Here is a 19,608-nt window from a genome sequence, read left to right on the forward strand (position 1 = left end):
GACATGCTGCACGGGCTCGCGGCCGCCACGGCGGCCCTCGTACTGACCGCCCTGCTCGCCGCCCTGGTCCGCACCCTGATGCTGCGGTTCGGCCGGGCCCGCAGGGGCGACACCACCCCGCACCTGGGCGGCATCGCGGTCGCGCTCGCCACGCTGGGCGTGGCCTGCGCGGGACCGCTGCTCGGCGTCGCCGAACTCGGCCCGGGTGTCGCGCCGCTGCTGGCCGCGGCCGGCGCGGTCGCACTGCTCGGCCTGATCGGCGACCTGCGGCCGCTGGGCGTACGGGTGCGGCTCGTGGCGGAGGCGGCCGCCGCGACCGCGGTGGTCGCGCTGGCCGGGCTGTCGCCGGGCGCGGGCGCGCTCGCGGTGCTGTGGATCGTGTTCGTCACCAACGCCTTCCAGCTCCTGGACAACTCCGACGGCGCGATGGGCGCGGTCGCCGCCGTCACCGCGCTCGGCCTCGCGGTGTGCGCCATCGCCGAGGGGCGCCCCGGACACGGGCTCCTCCTGAGCGTGCTCGCCGCCGCCCTCACCGGGTTCCTGCTGCACAACTGGCACCCGGCCCGCATCCACCTCGGCGACTGCGGCGCGCTCTTCACCGGATTCCTGCTCGCCGCGTCCGCCGTGACCGTGCACGCCGGGGAGCCCGGTGAGCGGACCACCGCCGAGCTCTTCATGCTCACCCTGGTCGTCCTCACCGACACCCTGCTCGTGCTCGTCTCACGGCGCCGCGCGGGCCGCCCGCTGACGCGCGGCGGCGGCGACCACATCGCGCACCGGCTGCGGGGGCTCGGCCTCACCATCCAGGGTTCGGCCGTCGTCCTCGGTGTCGTGTCGCTGGCCGGCACCCTCATCGGGCTCCAGGTCCACGACGGGCGCGTCGCCCCGGTCGCGGTGCTGCCGCTGGCCCTCGTCGTACCGGTCGCGGTCGTGCTGCTCCTGCGGGTGCCGGTGTACGGGCCCGCCGCGCGCCGCCGCACCCCGCACGCCCGCACCCCGCAGGAGAGCGCCACCGCCTCCGTCGACCTCGCGGGGGGCCGGGGATGAACCCCTTTCCCACAGGGAGCGGCAGCCACGTGATCACCACCCTCCTGCGCCGGCTGCGCCGCGCGGTGCGCCGCCTCGGTGTCGACGTGGTGCGCCACCGCCCCGGCGGCCACGAACTGGTCAGGCTGCTCGCCCGGTACGAGATCGACCTCGTCCTCGACGTCGGGGCGCACCGCGGCGACTTCGGCACCCTGCTGCGCGAGGCGGGCTACCGGGGCCGCATCGTCTCCTTCGAGCCCTTGCGCGAGCCCCGCGCCGAACTGCGCCACCGCGCCGCGCTCGACGACACCTGGAGCGTGCTGCCGTACGCGCTCGGCGACCGCACCGGCACCGCGCCCCTCAACATCTCCGGCAACGCGGGCCCCGCCAGCTCCTTCCTGCCGATGCTGCCCCGCCACCGCGCGGCGGCCCCGCGCACCGCGTACACCGGCGACGTCATCGTGGAGACCCGGCGCCTGGACGAGGTGTGGGAACAGGTCACCGCCCCCGGCGAGCGGGTCTTCCTCGCGCTGGACGTCCAGGGGTACGAGGCCCAAGTCCTGGACGGGGCGGGGGAGTTGGCGGACGAGATCTGCGGGGTGCGGATCGGGGCGCCGCTGGTGCCGCTCTTCGAGGGCGGGCGGCTCTTCGACGAGCTGCTCGCGCTGGCCCGGGAGCGGTTGGGGCTGACCCTGATGTCGCTGGAGCCGGGGTTCACCGATCCGCGTGAGGGGCGGATGCTTCAGTGTGCGCTGGTGCTGTTGCGCGAGGATGCCGCGGAGCCCCTGGGGGCCTCGGAGCTGGTTCCGGCTCAGGCCGCGCCTGCGTAGCGAATCGCGCGATGCGGGGTCGTGAGGGGGCCCCGCGCCCCTCAAACCCCCTTCGATCTGCGGACCGTGCCCGCTTCTCGCGCAGTTCCCCGCGCCCCTTGGCGGCATCGTGCTGGCCCGCATGGGCAACTTCAGCCCGTCCGGCGTTTGAGGACGAGCGCCCTTGAGGCGCGATACGGGGTCTGGGGCGGAGCCCCAGCGGGGTGGGGGCTAAGGGGCGTATAAAAGTTGAGCCTGGGGGGCTCAGCTCTGTTGACCGGGTGGGGTGGATGATGCATCCTTGAGTCAGTTCCACTCAAGTAGTCAGTTGGAGGAATCGAAATGGCACGTGCGGTCGGCATCGACCTGGGCACGACTAACTCCGTCGTCAGCGTTCTTGAAGGCGGCGAGCCCACCGTCATCACCAACGCAGAGGGCGCCAGGACCACGCCGTCCGTCGTCGCCTTCGCGAAGAACGGCGAGGTTCTGGTCGGCGAGGTCGCCAAGCGTCAGGCGGTCACCAACGTCGACAGGACCATCCGGTCGGTCAAGCGCCACATGGGCACCGACTGGAAGATCGAGCTCGACGGCAAGAGCTTCAACCCGCAGCAGATGAGCGCCTTCATCCTGCAGAAGCTGAAGCGCGACGCGGAGGCCTACCTCGGCGAGAAGGTCACCGACGCGGTCATCACCGTGCCGGCGTACTTCAACGACTCCGAGCGCCAGGCGACCAAGGAGGCCGGCGAGATCGCGGGCCTCAACGTCCTGCGTATTGTCAACGAGCCGACGGCCGCCGCCCTGGCCTACGGTCTCGACAAGGACGACCAGACCATTCTCGTCTTCGACCTCGGTGGCGGCACCTTCGACGTGTCCCTCCTGGAGATCGGCGACGGCGTCGTCGAGGTGAAGGCCACCAACGGTGACAACCACCTCGGTGGTGACGACTGGGACCAGCGCGTCGTCGACTACCTGGTGAAGCAGTTCCAGTCCGGTCACGGCGTGGACCTGTCCAAGGACAAGATGGCCCTCCAGCGCCTGCGCGAGGCCGCCGAGAAGGCCAAGATCGAGCTGTCCTCGTCCACCGAGACCTCGATCAACCTGCCCTACATCACGGCGTCCGCCGAGGGCCCGCTGCACCTGGACGAGAAGCTCACGCGCGCCCAGTTCCAGCAGCTGACCAGCGACCTCCTGGAGCGCTGCAAGACGCCGTTCCACAACGTCATCAAGGACGCGGGCATCAACCTGTCCGAGATCGACCACGTCGTTCTCGTCGGTGGCTCCACCCGCATGCCGGCCGTCGCCGAGCTCGTCAAGGAGCTGACCGGCGGCAACGAGGCCAACAAGGGCGTCAACCCGGACGAGGTCGTCGCCATCGGCGCCGCCCTCCAGGCCGGTGTCCTCAAGGGCGAGGTCAAGGACGTCCTGCTCCTCGACGTCACCCCGCTGTCCCTCGGCATCGAGACCAAGGGAGGGATCATGACCAAGCTCATCGAGCGCAACACCACGATCCCGACCAAGCGCTCCGAGATCTTCACGACGGCCGAGGACAACCAGCCCTCCGTGCAGATCCAGGTCTACCAGGGCGAGCGCGAGATCGCGGCGTACAACAAGAAGCTCGGGATGTTCGAGCTGACCGGTCTGCCGCCGGCCCCGCGCGGTGTCCCGCAGATCGAGGTCGCCTTCGACATCGACGCCAACGGCATCATGCACGTGACCGCGAAGGACCTCGGCACGGGCAAGGAGCAGAAGATGACCGTCACCGGCGGCTCCTCGCTGCCGAAGGACGAGGTCAACCGGATGCGCGAAGAGGCCGAGAAGTACGCCGAGGAGGACCACGCGCGCCGTGAGGCCGCCGAGTCCCGCAACCAGGGCGAGCAGCTCGTCTACCAGACCGAGAAGTTCCTCAAGGACAACGAGGACAAGGTCCCGGCGGACGTGAAGACCGAGGTCGAGACCGCCGTCGCCGAGCTGAAGGAGAAGCTCAAGGGCGAGGACTCGGCGGAGATCCGCACCGCCACCGAGAAGGTCGCCGCCGTCTCGCAGAAGCTGGGCCAGGCCATGTACGCCGACGCCCAGGCCGCGCAGGGTGCGGCCGCGGGTGCCGAGGGCGCCCAGCAGGCCCAGCCCGGTGGCAAGGAGGACGACGTGGTCGACGCCGAGATCGTCGACGACGAGAAGCCGCACGACACGAAGGGTGGCGCCGCCTGATGACGGAGGAGACCCCGGGCTTCGAGGAGAAGCCCGACGTCCCCTCCGGCGCTCAGGAAGACGCCGAGCCGAAGGCCGCCGACTCCTCCGAGGAGGGGAAGGCGGCCCCGGCCGGGGACGCAGCCAAGGACATCGCTCTGCAGGCTCAGCTGGACCAGGCCCAGACGGCGCTCACCGAGCGCACCACGGACCTCCAGCGCCTCCAGGCCGAGTACCAGAACTACCGCCGCCGCGTGGAGCGGGACCGCGTCACGGTCAAGGAGATCGCCGTCGCCGGCCTCCTGACCGAGCTGCTGCCCGTGCTCGACGACATCGGCCGGGCCCGGGAACACGGCGAGCTGACCGGCGGCTTCAAGTCGGTGGCCGAGTCCCTGGAGACGGTCGCCGCGAAGATGGGCCTGCAGCAGTTCGGCAAGGAGGGCGAGCCCTTCGACCCGACGGTCCACGAGGCCCTGATGCACAGCTACGCGCCGGACGTCACCGAGACGACCTGTGTAGCGATCCTGCAGCCGGGTTACAAGATCGGCGAGCGTACGATCCGCCCCGCGCGGGTCGCGGTGGCCGAGCCCCAGCCGGGCGCGGCCAAGGAAGAGAAGTCGAGCGACGAGGAGAGCGGTGGCCCCGACAAGGGCTGACGCAGCGGTCATTGAAGAAGTGATCGTCCGGAAGGAGGGACGTCGATGAACACGAAGGACTTCGTCGAGAAGGACTACTACAAGGTTCTCGGCGTCCCCAAGGACGCCACCGACGCGGAGATCAAGAAGGCGTACCGCAAGCTGGCGCGGGAGAACCACCCCGACGCCAACAAGGGCGACGCCAAGGCGGAGGAGCGCTTCAAGGAGATCTCCGAGGCCAATGACATCCTCGGCGACCCCAAGAAGCGCAAGGAGTACGACGAGGCGCGCGCCCTGTTCGGCAGCGGCGGCTTCCGGGCCGGTCCGGGTGCCGGGGGCGGCAGCTTCAACTTCGACCTGGGCGACCTGTTCGGCGGGCAGCAGCCCGGCGGCGCGGGAGCCGGCGGTTTCGGGGGCGGCCTCGGGGACGTGTTCGGCGGCCTGTTCAACCGGGGCGGCGCGGGCGCGGGCACGCGCACCCAGCCGCGCCGGGGGCAGGACCTGGAGTCCGAGGTGACGCTCAGCTTCACCGAGGCGGTCGACGGGGCCACCGTCCCGATCCGGCTGTCCAGCCAGTCCCCCTGCAAGGCCTGTTCGGGCACCGGCGACAAGAACGGCACGCCCCGGGTGTGCCCGACCTGCGTCGGCACCGGCCAGGTCTCGCGCGGCTCGGGCGGCGGCTTCTCGCTGACCGACCCGTGCGTGGACTGCAAGGGCCGCGGCCTGATCGCCGAGAACCCGTGCGACATCTGCAAGGGCAGCGGGCGGGCCCGCTCCTCGCGCACCATGCAGGTCCGCATCCCGGCCGGGGTCAGCAACAACCAGCGCATCCGGCTTCGCGGCAAGGGCGCTCCCGGTGAACGGGGCGGCCCCGCGGGCGACTTGTACGTGGTCGTCCACGTGGACACGCACCCGGTCTTCGGCCGCAAGGACGACAACCTCACCGTCACGGTGCCGGTCACCTTCGCGGAGGCCGCGCTCGGCGCCGAGGTCAAGGTGCCCACGCTCAGCGGTCCACCGGTCACCCTGAAACTGCCCGCGGGCACCCCCAACGGCCGTACGATGCGGGCCCGGGGCAAGGGCGCGGTCCGCAAGGACGGCACCCGGGGCGACCTGCTCGTCACGGTCGAGGTGACCGTGCCGAAGGAGCTGGACGACAAGGCCCGCGAGGCCTTGGAGACCTTCCGTGAGGCGACCGCGGGCGAGGACCCGCGGGCAGAGCTGTTCCAGGCCGCGAAGGGAGCATGAGATGGACCCCCGCCAGCGTCGGCAGCCCCCGTTCGGGGGCCGGGCGTACGAGTTGACCGACGAGACGCCGGTGTACGTCATCTCGGTGGCGGCCCAGCTCTCCGGTCTGCATCCGCAGACCCTGCGCCAGTACGACCGCCTCGGCCTGGTCTCGCCCGACCGCACGGCCGGGCGCGGCCGGCGGTACTCGGCCCGCGACATCGAACTGCTGCGTACGGTGCAGCAGTTGTCACAGAACGAGGGCATCAACCTGGCGGGCATCAAGCGCATCATCGAGCTGGAGAACCAGGTCGCCGCGCTCCAGGCCCGGGTCGCCGAGCTGTCCTCGGCGGTCGAGGGCGCGGCCGTCGCCATGCGGCAGCGCGAGGCCCAGGTGCACGCCTCCTACCGCCGGGACCTGGTCCCGTACCAGGACGTGCAGCAGGCCGGCGCGCTGGTCGTCTGGCGGCCCAAGAGACCGTCGGAGTAAGGCGGTTGGCCCCGGCCCCCGTACGCGCGCGAGAAGGCCCGCCGTCCCCTTCCGGGGCGGCGGGCCTTCGCGCGCCCGGTGATCTCCGTGAAGCGGGGTCCCGATGGGGATATGGTCATCGGGCTCGGTCGCAGGGAGGCGGGGGAGAGGATGTCTGAGCAGGTGGCGCATCCGCACGGCGCGGACCGGCTGTGTCCGGCCGGGGAACGGGCGTACGCGGACGCGCTGCGGGCCGGGCGCATCGCGCGGGAGGCCGCGGGCGACGCCACCTGCCTGATCGACCTGGGGCTGCTGCACCCGGACCCGGGCGCCCTCCAGTGGCTGCTTCCGACCTCGCCCCAGACGGTGATGGCGCGGCTGCTGCGCGGCATCCACGAGGACATCGCGGCGAGCCAGGCCCGGACGGGCGTGGTGGCGGCGGCGTTCGAGCGCTTCGCCGCGCTGGACGCGCCCGCGTCGGCCGGCACCGAGGCCATCCGCGTCCTGGACGGCATCCCCCGCATCAACGCGGCCATCGACGACGCCATCGCCGGCTGCGCCACCGAGGCGCTCACCATCCAGCCGCGCGGCATCCGCCCCGAGCACATCCTGTCGCAGGCGCTGCCGCGGGCCCTGGACATGGTGGGACGCGGGGTGCGGATGCGCACCCTGTACACGCACGTCGCCCGCTACGGCACCGGCCTCACCGACTACCTCCGGCAACTGGAGGGCCACGCGGTCGAGGTGCGCACCCTGGACGAGGTCACCGACCGGCTGCTCCTGTTCGACCGTACGGTGGCGATCATCCCGGCCGCCGCGGACGACAGCAGCGCCCTTGAGCTGCGGCACCCGGCGCTGGTGGAGTACCTGGCCACCGTCTTCGAGCGGCTGTGGCGGCTCGCGGTGCCGATGAACGAGTCGGTGCCGGCCGCCACCGACATCGAGGGCGTCACGCATCGCGAGCGGGTCATCGCGGCGCTGCTCGCGGAGGGCCACCAGGACGCGGTGATAGCCCAGCGGCTCGGCATCAGCGTGCGCACCTGCCGCCACCACATCAGCCGCCTCGCCGACGTGCTGGGCAGTTCGAGCCGCACCCAACTCGGCGTGCGCATCGCGCAGTCGGGCCTGGACGCGCACCCCCGGTAGTCCGGGGCGGGCTCGACATCGGGACATGTCAAGCTTTAATCCACCTCCAGTTGATGCAGTGCAGCAACATGATGGTGGTGGCCCGGCGGCTCCGGATGCATCGTGGTGTTCAGTATGAGCAGCTCACCTCACGGGGACGCGGGGCCGGGAAGCGGCGAGGTGGACGCCGCGGCCGTGGCTCTGCTCGTGCGCGGCATCCACGACGGCCTCGCCGAGGCGGAGCGCCGCGCGGGCGCGGTCGCGGAGGCCTTCGAGCGGTACGCGTCGATCGGCCTGCCCGCCGCCGAGCCCTGCGCGGCCGTCCGGGTCCTGGACGGCTTCGAGCGGATCGACGCGGCCATCGCCCGGGCGTCGGCCCTGTGCAGCACCGAGATGCTGACCGTGCAGCCCAACGGGATCCGCTCGCCCAGCATCCTGGCGCACGCCTCGACGCGCGACCCGGCGCTGGTGGCCCGCGGTGCCCGGATGCGCACCCTGTACACGCACGTGGCCCGCTACGGGCACGCCCTGAACGCCTATCTGGAGCGGCTGGGCGACGGCGCCGAGGTGCGCACCCTGGACGAGGTCCCCGACCGCATGATGATCTTCGACCGGGCGGTGGCGTTCCTGCCCGCCAACCCCGAGCGCACCAGCGCCCTCGAACTGCGCCAACCCGCCCTCGTCGGCCATCTGGTGACCGTCTTCGAGTCGCTGTGGAGCCGGGCCGTCCCGCTCGCCGATCCGGTGCCGGCGGCGACCGGCATCAGCGGCATCACCCACCGCGAGCGGGTCATCGCGGCACTGCTCGCCGAGGGCCACCAGGACGCGGTCGTCGCCCAGCGGCTCGGCATCAGCGTGCGCACCTGCCGCCATCACATCGGCCGTCTCGCCGAGGCGCTCGGCAGCTCCAGCAGGGCCCAGCTCGGCGTGCGCATCGCCCGGGCCGGGCTCGGCGGTCCCCCGCACCCCGGCGCCCCGCGGTGACGGCCTCAGGCGTCCTGGTCGAGGATGCCGGACTGCGCGATGAGGAAGCCGAGTTGGGCCCGGCTGCCGCTGCCGAGGGCGGCCGCCAGCTTGGCGATGTGCGCGCGGCAGGTGCGTACGTTCATGCCGAGGCGGCGGGCGATGGCCTCGTCCACGTGGCCCTCCACCAGGAGCTTGGCGATGGAGCGCTGGACGCCGGTGATGCCGGCCGTCTCCAGGTGGTAGGGCACCTCGTCGTCCCAGGGGACGGCGTACTGCCAGAACTGGTCGAAGACACCCACCAGGTACTGCACGAGCCCCTCGTGGCGCAGTTCCAGGGCGACTTGGCGGTCGCTGCGCGCGGGGATGAAGGCGATCTTGCGGTCCATGATGATGAGGCGGTCGATGATCTCCTCCAGGGTCCGCACCTCCAGACCGTACGGCGCGATCCGCTCCACGTAGCCGATGGTGGCGGAGTGGTGGCGGGCGGTGTGCTGGTAGAGGGTGCGCATCTCGACGCCGCGGGCGATCAGCGGCTCGATGCGGCGCAGTCCCGCCTCGAAGCTCTCGGGCCTGCGCCCGCTGCCGGGCTGGATGACGAGCAGTTCCTCGGTGCACTCGTTGATGACGCGGTCGAGCGTCGCGTTGATGAGCTCCAGGCCTTCGAGGACGGTGATCGCGTGCGTGCCGGTGGTCGCGGGGGTGGCGATCGACATGAACGGCTCGAAGGTGTCGGCGAGGGCGACCGAGAGGTTTCTGCGTTCCTGGATCTCGCGTTCCAGCGGCTGGGTCAGCAGGTTGAGCACCACCGTGGGCGGAACCGGGCGCAGCAGCTGGGCGTCGTCGGGATCGGGGCGCAGCAGGGTGAGGTCGACCAGGCACGGGGCGGCGTCGGCCTCTGAGCGGGTAATCCCGCCTGTACGCAGGGCAAGGGCGTACAGAGCCGTTCCTGTCTCGCACAGATCAACCGGGCCGTGATCGTGTCCTATATGCCCCTGTTTCAACCTAGTTGCACCCCCCTCATCCTTTTGAATTACAGGAACATGATGCCTGGCTGCGCTGGTGCAAGTGGCCGGAGTGGGCCATCGTCGTATCCGCGGGGGGAGGTAATGATCAAAAGAGGTGGAGATCGGCCATGAGCAGGATGGTTCGAGCACTAAGCACGACAGCCGTTGTGGCGGCTGCTCTCTGCGCTCTCTCGGCGCCTTGGGACCCCACTTGGGAGACCCACCCCGCGAACTCCGGATCAGCGACCGCCCTGGACGTCACCTGGGAGATCGCGCCGAGGACCGTGGCGATGGGCGCGGACCTCACCTGGGAGTCCGCTCCTGCGGGTGCTGTCGCATGAGCTTTCCGCCCGACGACCGCACCTTCCGGCGCGAAATGGCCACGGCCTACCGCTCGGGGTGGCATTTCATCGACCTCGCCACGGCAGTTCCGCATCGTGGCGATTCGTTGACGGTCACCCTGCTCGGTGAGCCGATCCTGATCGCCCGTGAGGACGACGAGGACGTCCGTGCCTACCGGTGCCTGCGCCGGCCGCGCGGGGCACCGCAGCCCATCCGCTGCGTGGTCCGGTACGGCATGGTCTTCGTGAACCTCGACCAACGTGACCACCAGCTTTTCGAGTCGGAGGCCCAACCCGATTCATCCACCGCCACCCCCCGCAGTGCCTGACGCGATCCCCCGTCGTTGTACATCGCGCAGGCGCTTCCCCCACACAGCGGCGCCATCGTGGACCTGAACACGGTGGCGCCGCTGTGCTGTCCGGGTACGGATCAGGTGTTGCCCATCGCCCTGGTCAGCCTGATCTCGATGAGTACCCGGTCCGGGTTCGGGGCCGGGGTCCGCTGGTAGCGCTCCGCGTAGCGCTCCACCGCGTCCGCGATCAGCTCGGGCTCCGTGCGCACCACCGCACGCCCCTCCAGCGTCGCCCAGCGCCTGCCCTCCAGCTGGCAGACCGCGACCCGCGCGCCCGCCGGGTCCGCCGCGACCGCGGCCACAATGTTGGCGACTTTTCGGCTCCTGCGGTTGCAGATGACGCGGGCGAGCCCCGCCTCCGGGTCGTACGTCACCCCCACCGGCGCCACGTGCGGCGAGCCGTCCGGCCGGGGCGTGGTCAAGGTGCAGAGGTGGCGCTCCCGCCAGAAGCTGAGATAGGCGCTGTCGGGATGGTGTACGTCGGTGGCCATGGTCCGGAAATCTAGCGGCCGTCTTTCCTTCGGCTCACCTTGAGCGGAATAGGCTCAACTTTGTGTACGTTGGAAGGGTCATAGGCGGCAGAGCCATGCCCAGTCGAACGACGAGGAGGAGCGAACGCACGTGGATGCCGAGCTGACGAACAAGAGCCGGGACGCGATCAACGCAGCAAGCAACCGGGCCGTCGCCGGGGGCCACCCGGATCTGACCCCCGCGCATCTGCTGCTCGCGCTCCTGGAGGGCCAGGACAACGAGAACATCGTCGACCTGCTGGCCGCCGTGGACGCCGACCAGGCCGCCGTGCGCTCCGGCGCCGAGCGGATCCTCGCCGCGCTCCCCAGCGTGACCGGTTCCACCGTGGCCCCGCCCCAGCCCAACCGCGAACTGCTCGCCGTCATCGCGGACGCCTCGCAGCGCGCCAAGGAGCTGGGCGACGACTACCTCTCCACCGAGCACCTGCTCATCGGCCTGGCGGCCAAGGGCGGACAGGCCGGTGAGATCCTCTCCCAGCAGGGGGCGAGCGCGAAGAAGCTCCTTGAGGCGTTCGAGACGAGCAGGGGAGGGCGCCGGGTGACCACACCCGACCCGGAGGGTCAGTACAAGGCGCTGGAGAAGTTCGGTACGGACTTCACGGCGGCCGCCCGCGAGGGCAAGCTCGACCCGGTCATCGGCCGGGACCAGGAGATCCGCCGGGTCGTGCAGGTGCTGTCCCGGCGCACCAAGAACAACCCGGTGCTCATCGGTGAGCCCGGCGTCGGCAAGACCGCCGTCGTCGAGGGCCTCGCCCAGCGCATCGTGAAGGGCGACGTACCGGAGTCGCTGAAGAACAAGCGGCTGGTCTCGCTCGACCTCGGCGCGATGGTCGCGGGTGCGAAGTACCGCGGCGAGTTCGAGGAGCGCCTCAAGACCGTCCTCTCCGAGATCAAGGAGAGCGACGGCCAGATCATCACCTTCATCGACGAGCTGCACACCGTCGTCGGCGCGGGCGCCGGCGGCGACTCCGCGATGGACGCGGGCAACATGCTCAAGCCCATGCTGGCGCGCGGCGAGCTGCGCATGGTCGGCGCCACGACCCTCGACGAGTACCGCGAGCGCATCGAGAAGGACCCGGCCCTGGAGCGCCGCTTCCAGCAGGTGCTTGTCGCGGAGCCGAGCGTCGAGGACACCATCGCGATCCTGCGCGGACTCAAGGGCCGGTACGAGGCGCACCACAAGGTGCAGATCGCGGACAGCGCGCTGGTCGCGGCCGCCACCCTCTCCGACCGGTACATCACCTCCCGCTTCCTGCCCGACAAGGCGATCGACCTCGTCGACGAGGCGGCCTCCCGGCTGCGGATGGAGATCGACTCCTCGCCGGTCGAGATCGACGAACTCCAGCGCGCCGTCGACCGGTTGCGCATGGAGGAGCTGGCGCTGAAGAACGAGACCGACGCCGGCTCGGTGCAGCGTCTCGACAAGCTCCGCAAGGACCTCGCCGACAAGGAGGAGGAGCTGCGCGGCCTGACCGCCCGCTGGGAGAAGGAGAAGCAGGGCCTCAACCGGGTCGGTGAACTGAAGGAGAAGCTGGACGAGCTGCGCGGCCAGGCCGAACGCGCCCAGCGCGACGGCGACTTCGACACCGCCTCCAAGCTCCTGTACGGCGAAATCCCGGGTCTGGAGCGGGAGTTGGAGGAGGCCGCCGAGGCCGAGGCCGAGCAGGAGAAGTCCAAGACCGGTGACAGCAAAAGCAGCATGGTCAAGGAGGAGGTCGGCCCCGACGACATCGCGGACGTGGTCGGCGCCTGGACCGGCATCCCCGCCGGGCGGCTGCTCGAAGGCGAGACGCAGAAGCTCCTTCGCATGGAGGCCGAGCTGGGCAAGCGCCTGATCGGCCAGTCCGAGGCGGTACGCGCGGTCTCGGACGCGGTGCGCCGCACCCGGGCCGGCATCGCCGACCCCGACCGGCCGACCGGCTCGTTCCTCTTCCTGGGCCCGACGGGCGTGGGCAAGACGGAGCTCGCCAAGGCGCTCGCCGACTTCCTCTTCGACGACGAGCGGGCCATGGTCCGCATCGACATGTCGGAGTACAGCGAGAAGCACTCGGTGGCCCGCCTGGTCGGCGCGCCTCCCGGCTACGTCGGCTACGAGGAGGGCGGCCAGCTCACCGAGGCCGTGCGCCGCCGCCCCTACAGCGTCGTCCTCCTGGACGAGGTGGAGAAGGCCCACCCCGAGGTCTTCGACATCCTGCTCCAAGTCCTCGACGACGGCCGCCTGACCGACGGGCAGGGCCGCACGGTCGACTTCCGCAACACCATCCTGATCCTCACCTCCAACCTCGGCAGCCAGTACCTGGTCGAGCCGTCGACCAGCGCCGAGGAGAAGAAGCGGCAGGTCCTGGACGTGGTGCGGGCCTCCTTCAAACCGGAATTCCTCAACCGGCTCGACGACCTGGTGGTCTTCTCCGCCCTCACCAAGGACGAGCTGTCCCACATCGCCGGGCTCCAGATCGGCCGCCTCGCCAAGCGCCTGGCCGACCGCCGGCTCACCCTGGACGTCACCCCCGAGGCCCTGGAATGGCTCGCGGACGAGGGCAACGACCCGGCCTACGGAGCGCGCCCGCTGCGCCGCCTGATCCAGACCGCCATCGGTGACCGGCTCGCCAAGGAGATCCTGGCGGGCGAAGTGACCGACGGAGACACGGTTCGGGTCGACCGATTCGGGGAGGGGCTGATCGTGGGGGCCGCGCGGTAGGGCCGATCCCGCCACCCCCGGGCACATCGGCCGATTCGGTCAGCCCGCAGCGGATACCCGGGGGCGGGGGTTGCCAGTCCTGCCCCGGCATGGGGGAGGATGACCGGAACCGTACGAAGGAAGATTCACGATGAGCATCGACCCGTCCTCGATTCCGAATTTCGGGGCTCAGCCCGCCGGTCCGCAGCCTGGCGGCGCCCCCGCCGGGCCCGTGGTCCCCGACCAGGATCTGGTCAAGCAGCTCCTGGACCAGATGGAGCTCAAGTACGTCGTGGACGACGAGGGCGACCTCGCCGCGCCGTGGGAGGATTTCCGTACGTACTTCATGTTCCGCGGCGAGGACGACCAGCAGGTCTTCTCGGTGCGGACGTTCTACGACCGGCCGCACAGCATCGACGACAAGGTCCAGATCCTGGAGTCGATCGACGACTGGAACCGCCGCACCCTGTGGCCCAAGGTCTACACGCACACCCACGACGACGGCACCGTCCGCCTCATCGGCGAAGCGCAGATGCTGATCGGCACGGGCGTCGCCCTGGAGCACTTCGTGTCCTCCGTGGTGAGCTGGGTGCGCGCCTCGATCGAGTTCGACAAGTGGCTCCTGGAGCAGCTCGGCCTGGAGAAGGACGTCGACGGTGACGAGGGCGACGAGTCCGGCGAGTCCGACTCCGAGTGAGCCCCCCGGGGATTCACAGCGCCATGGTGGCCAGCGTCAGCAGATAGGCCCCGTAGCAGAACGAGAGCCCGGCCAGGGCGGCGGTCACCGTGATCGCCGCCCGGGGCCGGGCTCTCGTCAGTGCGAGGGCGACCGGGATCAGGAGCGGGAACGCGGGCAGCAGGAAGCGCGGCTTCGACTCGAAGAAGCCCGACCCGCCGAGGGCGATGAGGACCAGGACGGCCGTGTAGACGAGCAGCGGCAGCGCCGGCCGGTCCAGGGCGAACAGCACGAACAGCACGACCATCACCGCGGTCAGCAGCGCGGCCATCGTGAACCCCAGGTCGTAGGGGGTCAGCGCCATCCGCTCGAGGAAGTGCGGCCAGCCCGCGCCGAAGTCGAACCGGGAGGTCCACCCGGCCTGCACCGAGAAGTAGCCCCCGAACGGATCGCCCTCGCGCACCCCCACCCACAGGACGTACCCGCACCAGCCCAGCGGCGCGAGCAGCGCGCCCGCCCACACCCGCCAGGACCGCCCCTCGCCCTGCCGGATCGCGTGTCCCGCCGCCACCAGCACGGCCGCGGCCACCGCGACGGCGTTCGGCCGGGAGAGCCCGGCGAGCAGCGCGAGCGAGCCCGCCCACAGCCAGCGGCGCTCCAGGACCGCCCACAGCGACCAGGCCGCCAGCGCCGTCATGACGGGCTCGGTGTACGCCATCGTCAGCACGACCGCGTGCGGCAGCAGGCCCCACAGCAGCACCAGCAGGGTGCCCACCGGCCGGCCGTACAGGCGCTCCCCGATCAGGTAGATCCCCCCGGCCGCCAGGGCCGCCGCCGTCCAGGACACGAGCAGCCCCGCGGTGCCGCCGGTGACGGGCAGCACCGTCGTCACGGCGCGGATCAGGCCCGGGTAGAACGGGAAGAACGCCAGGTCGCTCTGGACCGAGCCGTCCGGCCAGAACAGGGTGCGGCCGTAGCCGTGGGCCGCGATCCGGGTGTACCAGTCGGCGTCCCAGGAGGTGGCGAGCCGGACCCGCGGCGAAAGCCCCCGGTGCCAGGCCGCGGCCGCCATCAGCAGGAATCCGGTCAGCCGCGCGGCGGCGAACAGGCCGAGCGCCGGGGCCGCCCGGCGCAGGGTGCCCGTGTGGAGCGGGGCACTCACGATGCCGCCGACCCGGCTGCCGCGGGCGGGGGCGGTGATCTCGGCGGACAGGGGGCACCTCCGGGCGCTGATGGTCGGTCAGACCGACCATCAGCGCGGAACCCGCCGCCCGCGACCGCTGGGCCCCCGACCGGGTAGAACTCCGCCCGCCCGGCGGCGCCCGCGCGTGTCGCCGTGACAGCGGGGGAGGCCGTGAGCTACCCGGCCAGCGCCTTGAGGCGGGCGACCGCCTCTTCGAGCACCGAGGTCTGCTTGCAGAAGGCGAAGCGGACGAAGGGGGCGCCCTCGTCGCGGTGGTCGTAGAAGACGGCGTTGGGGATCGCCACGACGCCGCAGCGCTCGGGCAGCGCCCGGCAGAACGCGAAGCCGTCGCTCTCGCCCAGCGGACGGATGTCGGTGGTCACGAAGTACGTCCCGGCCGGGCGGAACACCTCGAACCCGGCCGCCGCGAGACCCGCGCTCAGCAGGTCCCGCTTGGCGAGGTGGTCGGCGCGGAAGTCGGCGAAGTAGGAGTCCGGCAGCCGCAGCGCCTCGGCCACCGCGTACTGGAAGGGACCCGACGCCACGTACGTCAGGAACTGCTTGGCCGAGCGGACCGCCGCCACGAGCGCGGGGGCGGCCGTCACCCAGCCGACCTTCCAGCCCGTGAACGAGAACGTCTTGCCCGCCGAGCCGATGGTGACCGTGCGCTCGCGCATGCCGGGGAAGGAGGCGAGCGGGATGTGCTCGGCGCCGTCGAAGACGAGGTGCTCGTACACCTCGTCGGTGACCACCAACAGGTCGCGCTCGCAGGCGAGTTCGGCGACGGCAGCGAGCTCGGCGCGGGTCAGGACCGTGCCGGTCGGGTTGTGCGGGGTGTTGAGGAGGATCAGCCGGGTGCGGGGGGTGACGGCGGCGCGCAGCTCGTCGAGGTCGAGGACGAAGCGCCCGTCACCGGCGCGCAGGGTGACCGGGACCCGGGCGGCCCCCGCCATCGCGATGCAGGCGGCGTACGAGTCGTAGTACGGCTCCAGGGCGATGACCTCGTCGCCGGGTTCGAGCAGCGCGAGCAGGGAGGCGGCGATCGCCTCGGTGGCGCCCGCGGTGACCAGGACCTCGCTGTCGGGGTCGTAGGAGAGGCCGTAGCGGCGCCGCTGGTGCTCGGCGATCGCGGTGCGCAGTTCGGGGACGCCGGGGCCGGGCGGGTACTGGTTGCCGTGGCCCTCGCGCAGCGCGCGGACCGCCGCCTCCCGTACGGCCTCGGGGCCGTCGGTGTCGGGGAAGCCCTGGCCGAGGTTGATGGACGCGGTCCGCTGGGCGAGGGCGGACATCTCGGCGAAGATCGTCGTCCCGAAGTCGGCGAGGCGGCGGTTGAGGAGGGGGCGCGCGCTGGAGGTCATGACGGCCATCCTGCGGGCAACCTCTGGAGTTGCTCAAGTGTGCTTTGGCGCCGGACCGCCGGGGGCATCCCCCCTCCACGCGGGACAACGGGGGACCGCGGCCGAGAGGACGGTGGGGGAATGGACATCGCGATCGAGATGGGGATCCTCGCTCTGGTGCTGCTGATCATCGCGGTCAGTCCGGCGGCGCGGCGCCGTCGCAAGGGCATGGCGGCGCGCCGCCGGTCGGGCTCGTCGTCCGCCGCCGGGGGCTCCGCCAGCTGGTGGGCCGGGGGATCGGACGGCGGGGGCGGGTCGAGCGGCGGTCACCACGGCGGCCATCACGGCGGCGGCCACCACTCGTGCGGGGGCGGCCATTCGTGCGGGGGCGGCCACTCCTCCTGCGGCGGCGGAGGCTGCGGCTCCAGCTGAGCGCCCGCCGCGAACCGCGGGCGTACCAGACCGCGAACTCCACGCACGCCAGGCGGAGTTCGCGCCCGGTCCGGCGGGTCGGCCGGATCGCGGGCGGTCGCGGCTGTCACGGGGCAGCCGATTCCGCCGCCGGTCGTGCCCGTTGTGCGCCCGGTTGGCTTTCGCCGGCCGGGCGCCTTCTTTCACGCCTGTAGTTGAACGTTTGAACCGAGTGGCCCCCGAGGGGATGGAAACCCCATCAAGTTGGGTAAAAAAGCTGTGACCGCCGCGCACTTCATGATTCCCTCGCAGATGAGAAACGACGCAGCCCTCGGGCCCCGGGCGATCACAGAGCGGTCCCCCGACCTTCGTTGCGGTCCGAGTCGACATCGGTCACCCACCCGCCAGATGTGTGTTTTGCGGAGCCCACCCATGCTCACGACCCTCAAGACCGCCTACACCGACACGCGTGCCGCCGACCTCGCCTGGGCGCTGGGCCGCGAGCCGCTGCCCGCCCTGGCCGTACTCGACCTCGAACTGTCCGGCGCCAAGCTCCAGTTGCGGCTGCTCGGAGCCTCGCACCAGGTGCTCCTCGACGAGGAGCGCGGAACCTGTTCGGAAACCGTCGCCTGCATGCCCGGCAGCAGTACACCGCTGCCGCTCGGCGTGGCGAAACGTCTCGGGGAGTGGTACTACGAGTTCGCCGCGCGCGTCGAGACGCTCTCGCGGGGCTCGTTCGCGGGGCGCGCGCAGGAGCTTCTCGCCCTGGTCGCCGACCACCCCCACGGCCTGGCCGGAACGTTTCCGGGCTCGCCGCACGCGTTCACGGCGATGCTCGCGCAGCGCGGCGACGGCCAGGTGTGGTGGCGCACCTGGCACGCCTACCCGCAGGAGGGGCAGCTGGTGGTGACGCGGACCCGGGTCGGCGTGCGGGTGCCCGCCCCCGCCGGGCTCTGAGGCTCGCGATTCCCGGGTGGGCGACTCCAGTTGAACCCGTGTGGGTGACAGGATGCGAACGGAGTGTCACGTAGCGTTCGCAAGGTGATCGAACCGCTCCCCGCTCCCGTGAGTAGTCCGCGGTCGGGTCGGTTCCTCGTCCTGGCCGTGGTGTTCGTCTGTGCGGCCTGCGGTCTCGTGTACGAGCTCGAACTGGTCGCCCTCGCCTCGTACTTGATCGGTGACTCGGTCACCCAGGCCTCGGTGGTCCTGTCGGTGATGGTGTTCGCGATGGGCGTCGGCTCGCTGCTCGCGAAACGGCTGCGCTGCCGGGCCGCCGTCGGCTTCGGGCTCATCGAGGCCGCGCTCGCCCTGGTGGGCGGCTGTTCGGCGATGGCGCTGTACGCGACGTTCGCCTGGTTCGGCGGCTCGCGCTACGCGCTGGTCGCCTTCTCGCTCGCCATCGGCATGCTGATCGGCGCCGAGATCCCGCTCCTGATGACCCTCATCCAGCGGGTCTCGCGGCGCGCCGCCGGGGACGCGAGCGGCACCGTGGCCGACCTGTTCGCCGCGGATTACGTGGGCGCGCTCGTGGGCGGCCTCGCCTTCCCCTTCCTGCTGCTGCCCGAACTCGGCCAGCTGACGAGTGCGTTGCTCACCGGCGCGGTCAACGCGGTCGCGGGCGGCGCGCTCGTCCTGCTGCTCTTCGGCCGCGACCTGTCCCCGCGCGCCCGCTGGTCGCTGCTCGCCGCCAACGCGCTCGTCCTGGCCGTGCTCGCCCTGACCACCGCCATGGTCGACGACTTCGAACAGGCCGCGCGCCGTGCCGTGTACGGCGGGCAGGTGCGGGTCGCCGTCCAGACCCGCGTCCAGGAGATCGTCCTGACCGGCAAGGGCGGCGGCCCGCTCGACCTGTTCCTGGACGGACGGCTGCGCGTCAACGGCAGCGACGCGTCCCGCCGCCACGCGGCCCTGGTGGGGCCCGCGCTCGACGGCGGGCCGCACGGCCGCGTGCTGATCCTGGGCGGCGGCGACGGGCTCGCCGCCCGCGAAGTCCTGCGCCGCCCCGGCGTGCGCTCGGTCACCCTCGTCGAGCTCGATCCGGTTCTGATCCAACTGGCCCGCAGAGACCCGGAGTTGGCGGCCCTGAACGGCCACGCCTACCGGGACCCCCGGCTGCACCCGGTCATCGGCGACCCCTTCGGCTGGCTGCGCGGCGAGGGCTACACCTCGGGCCCGTACGACGTGATCGTGTCGGATCTGCCCGATCCCGGCATGACCGCGAGCACCAAGCTCTACTCGCAGGAGTTCTACGGGCTCGCGGCCCGGGTCCTGGCGCCCGGCGGGCGGCTCGTGGTGCACGCGGGGCCGGTGGCGGGTCGGCCGCGCACGTTCTGGACGGTCGCCTCGACCGTGCGCGCGGCCGGCCTGACGACCTTCGCCTACCGGGCGACCGGAGCCGGCGCCGGGCTCACCGGGGGCCCCGGCCACGCGTCCGGGCCGGCGAGGACCCCGCGCGACTGGGGCTTCGTCCTGGCCGCCCGGCCCGCCCCGCGTCCGTTCGCGGCGGACGCGGGGCCGTCGGGGTCGCCGCCCGCGGTGCGGCTGCCGGCCGGCGCCGAGCCGCTGGCCCCGCCCGAGGACGCCGCCCGGTTCCCGCCGTCGACACTGGTGCACCCGCGCTACTCCGACTGAGGCGCCCCGCGGGGACGGCCG

18 protein-coding genes are annotated in these 19,608 nt (G+C 71.8%); 14 read left to right on the forward strand and 4 right to left on the reverse strand.

What is annotated here, in order from left to right; genetic code table 11:
- Positions 1-3: 3 nt before the first annotated feature.
- The 8 genes from DT019_RS33215 (at position 4) to DT019_RS33250 (ending at position 8,462) form a co-directional block, all read left to right on the forward strand.
- Positions 4-1,047, forward strand: a complete 1,044-nt coding sequence (locus tag DT019_RS33215; RefSeq protein ID WP_114040696.1) for an MraY family glycosyltransferase — start codon at positions 4-6, stop codon at positions 1,045-1,047.
- A 29-nt stretch (positions 1,048-1,076) separates the two neighbouring features.
- Complete coding sequence (locus tag DT019_RS33220) at positions 1,077-1,856, forward strand: FkbM family methyltransferase (protein WP_189390142.1); 780 nt, start codon at positions 1,077-1,079, stop codon at positions 1,854-1,856.
- 321 nt (positions 1,857-2,177) lie between these two features.
- Positions 2,178-4,043: a molecular chaperone DnaK gene (gene dnaK / locus DT019_RS33225; protein WP_114040698.1), complete on the forward strand. Its 1,866-nt coding sequence runs from the start codon at positions 2,178-2,180 to the stop codon at positions 4,041-4,043.
- On the forward strand, positions 4,043-4,678 hold the full coding sequence (gene grpE, locus DT019_RS33230; RefSeq protein WP_114040699.1) for a nucleotide exchange factor GrpE: 636 nt from the start codon (positions 4,043-4,045) through the stop codon (positions 4,676-4,678). Before dnaK ends, grpE begins: the two co-directional genes overlap by 1 nt.
- A 45-nt stretch (positions 4,679-4,723) precedes the next feature.
- Positions 4,724-5,905, forward strand: coding sequence for a molecular chaperone DnaJ (gene dnaJ, locus DT019_RS33235; RefSeq protein WP_114040700.1), 1,182 nt, complete (start codon positions 4,724-4,726; stop codon positions 5,903-5,905).
- 1 nt (position 5,906) lies between these two features.
- Positions 5,907-6,374 carry a heat shock protein transcriptional repressor HspR gene (locus tag DT019_RS33240; RefSeq protein ID WP_114040701.1) on the forward strand — a complete coding sequence of 156 codons (468 nt, stop codon included), beginning with the start codon at positions 5,907-5,909 and terminating at the stop codon, positions 6,372-6,374.
- A gap of 150 nt (positions 6,375-6,524) precedes the next feature.
- Complete coding sequence (locus DT019_RS33245; RefSeq protein ID WP_114040702.1) at positions 6,525-7,499, forward strand: LuxR C-terminal-related transcriptional regulator; 975 nt, start codon at positions 6,525-6,527, stop codon at positions 7,497-7,499.
- 114 nt (positions 7,500-7,613) lie between these two features.
- Positions 7,614-8,462, forward strand: coding sequence for a helix-turn-helix transcriptional regulator (locus DT019_RS33250; protein WP_114040703.1), 849 nt, complete (start codon positions 7,614-7,616; stop codon positions 8,460-8,462).
- Positions 8,463-8,467: 5 nt separating this feature from the next.
- On the opposite strand, the gene DT019_RS33255 is transcribed toward DT019_RS33250, so the two are convergent.
- The gene (locus tag DT019_RS33255) at positions 8,468-9,445 is read right to left on the reverse strand and encodes a helix-turn-helix transcriptional regulator (protein ID WP_223279878.1); all 978 of its coding nucleotides are present in this window, start codon (positions 9,443-9,445) and stop codon (positions 8,468-8,470) included.
- A gap of 340 nt (positions 9,446-9,785) precedes the next feature.
- Here DT019_RS33255 and DT019_RS33265 point away from each other — a divergent pair, with 340 nt between their 5' ends.
- Entirely contained in the window at positions 9,786-10,118 is a 333-nt protein-coding gene (locus DT019_RS33265) for a (2Fe-2S)-binding protein (RefSeq protein ID WP_114040705.1), read from the forward strand.
- Positions 10,119-10,219: 101 nt separating this feature from the next.
- Here DT019_RS33265 and DT019_RS33270 read toward each other — a convergent pair whose 3' ends face one another.
- Positions 10,220-10,633, reverse strand: a complete 414-nt coding sequence (locus DT019_RS33270) for a pyridoxamine 5'-phosphate oxidase family protein (RefSeq protein ID WP_114040706.1) — start codon at positions 10,631-10,633, stop codon at positions 10,220-10,222.
- 130 nt (positions 10,634-10,763) lie between these two features.
- Between DT019_RS33270 and clpB the strand changes: the two genes are divergently transcribed.
- Together clpB and DT019_RS33280 are read left to right on the forward strand one after the other, a co-directional pair.
- Positions 10,764-13,370 (forward strand): ATP-dependent chaperone ClpB, encoded by a 2,607-nt coding sequence (clpB, locus tag DT019_RS33275; RefSeq protein ID WP_114040707.1) that lies wholly within the window; start codon positions 10,764-10,766, stop codon positions 13,368-13,370.
- Positions 13,371-13,500: 130 nt separating this feature from the next.
- The gene (locus tag DT019_RS33280) at positions 13,501-14,046 is read left to right on the forward strand and encodes a YbjN domain-containing protein (protein ID WP_114040708.1); all 546 of its coding nucleotides are present in this window, start codon (positions 13,501-13,503) and stop codon (positions 14,044-14,046) included.
- Positions 14,047-14,059: 13 nt separating this feature from the next.
- Here DT019_RS33280 and DT019_RS33285 read toward each other — a convergent pair whose 3' ends face one another.
- Both DT019_RS33285 and DT019_RS33290 read right to left on the reverse strand, forming a co-directional pair.
- Positions 14,060-15,187 (reverse strand): hypothetical protein, encoded by a 1,128-nt coding sequence (locus tag DT019_RS33285; protein ID WP_223279879.1) that lies wholly within the window; start codon positions 15,185-15,187, stop codon positions 14,060-14,062.
- Positions 15,188-15,384: 197 nt separating this feature from the next.
- Positions 15,385-16,575 carry a pyridoxal phosphate-dependent aminotransferase gene (locus DT019_RS33290; protein WP_114040709.1) on the reverse strand — a complete coding sequence of 397 codons (1,191 nt, stop codon included), beginning with the start codon at positions 16,573-16,575 and terminating at the stop codon, positions 15,385-15,387.
- A gap of 111 nt (positions 16,576-16,686) precedes the next feature.
- Here DT019_RS33290 and DT019_RS33295 point away from each other — a divergent pair, with 111 nt between their 5' ends.
- The 3 genes from DT019_RS33295 to DT019_RS33305 all read left to right on the forward strand — a co-directional run bounded on the left by DT019_RS33295 (position 16,687) and on the right by DT019_RS33305 (position 19,587).
- Complete coding sequence (locus DT019_RS33295; RefSeq protein WP_189390144.1) at positions 16,687-16,977, forward strand: hypothetical protein; 291 nt, start codon at positions 16,687-16,689, stop codon at positions 16,975-16,977.
- A gap of 411 nt (positions 16,978-17,388) precedes the next feature.
- Entirely contained in the window at positions 17,389-17,913 is a 525-nt protein-coding gene (locus tag DT019_RS33300; RefSeq protein ID WP_114040710.1) for a DUF2617 family protein, read from the forward strand.
- An 84-nt stretch (positions 17,914-17,997) separates the two neighbouring features.
- Complete coding sequence (locus tag DT019_RS33305) at positions 17,998-19,587, forward strand: polyamine aminopropyltransferase (RefSeq protein ID WP_223279880.1); 1,590 nt, start codon at positions 17,998-18,000, stop codon at positions 19,585-19,587.
- Positions 19,588-19,608: the final 21 nt, after the last annotated feature.

Origin of the sequence: Streptomyces sp. SDr-06, from assembly GCF_003324565.1 — a bacterium.
Classification (GTDB): domain Bacteria; phylum Actinomycetota; class Actinomycetes; order Streptomycetales; family Streptomycetaceae; genus Streptomyces.

Bases quoted from the DNA above. Each gene is read 5' to 3' on its own strand.
- DT019_RS33240 (WP_114040701.1), top strand. From the start codon at position 5,907: ATGGACCCCCGCCAGCGTCGGCAGCCCCCGTTCGGGGGCCGGGCGTAC.
- DT019_RS33280 (WP_114040708.1), top strand. From the start codon at position 13,501: ATGAGCATCGACCCGTCCTCGATTCCGAATTTCGGGGCTCAGCCCGCC.
- dnaJ (WP_114040700.1), top strand. From the start codon at position 4,724: ATGAACACGAAGGACTTCGTCGAGAAGGACTACTACAAGGTTCTCGGC.
- DT019_RS33215 (WP_114040696.1), top strand. From the start codon at position 4: ATGCTGCACGGGCTCGCGGCCGCCACGGCGGCCCTCGTACTGACCGCC.
- DT019_RS33300 (WP_114040710.1), top strand. From the start codon at position 17,389: ATGCTCACGACCCTCAAGACCGCCTACACCGACACGCGTGCCGCCGAC.
- DT019_RS33245 (WP_114040702.1), top strand. From the start codon at position 6,525: ATGTCTGAGCAGGTGGCGCATCCGCACGGCGCGGACCGGCTGTGTCCG.
- DT019_RS33270 (WP_114040706.1), bottom strand. From the start codon at position 10,633: ATGGCCACCGACGTACACCATCCCGACAGCGCCTATCTCAGCTTCTGG.
- DT019_RS33250 (WP_114040703.1), top strand. From the start codon at position 7,614: ATGAGCAGCTCACCTCACGGGGACGCGGGGCCGGGAAGCGGCGAGGTG.
- dnaK (WP_114040698.1), top strand. From the start codon at position 2,178: ATGGCACGTGCGGTCGGCATCGACCTGGGCACGACTAACTCCGTCGTC.
- grpE (WP_114040699.1), top strand. From the start codon at position 4,043: ATGACGGAGGAGACCCCGGGCTTCGAGGAGAAGCCCGACGTCCCCTCC.
- DT019_RS33295 (WP_189390144.1), top strand. From the start codon at position 16,687: ATGGACATCGCGATCGAGATGGGGATCCTCGCTCTGGTGCTGCTGATC.
- DT019_RS33290 (WP_114040709.1), bottom strand. From the start codon at position 16,575: ATGGCCGTCATGACCTCCAGCGCGCGCCCCCTCCTCAACCGCCGCCTC.
- DT019_RS33265 (WP_114040705.1), top strand. From the start codon at position 9,786: ATGAGCTTTCCGCCCGACGACCGCACCTTCCGGCGCGAAATGGCCACG.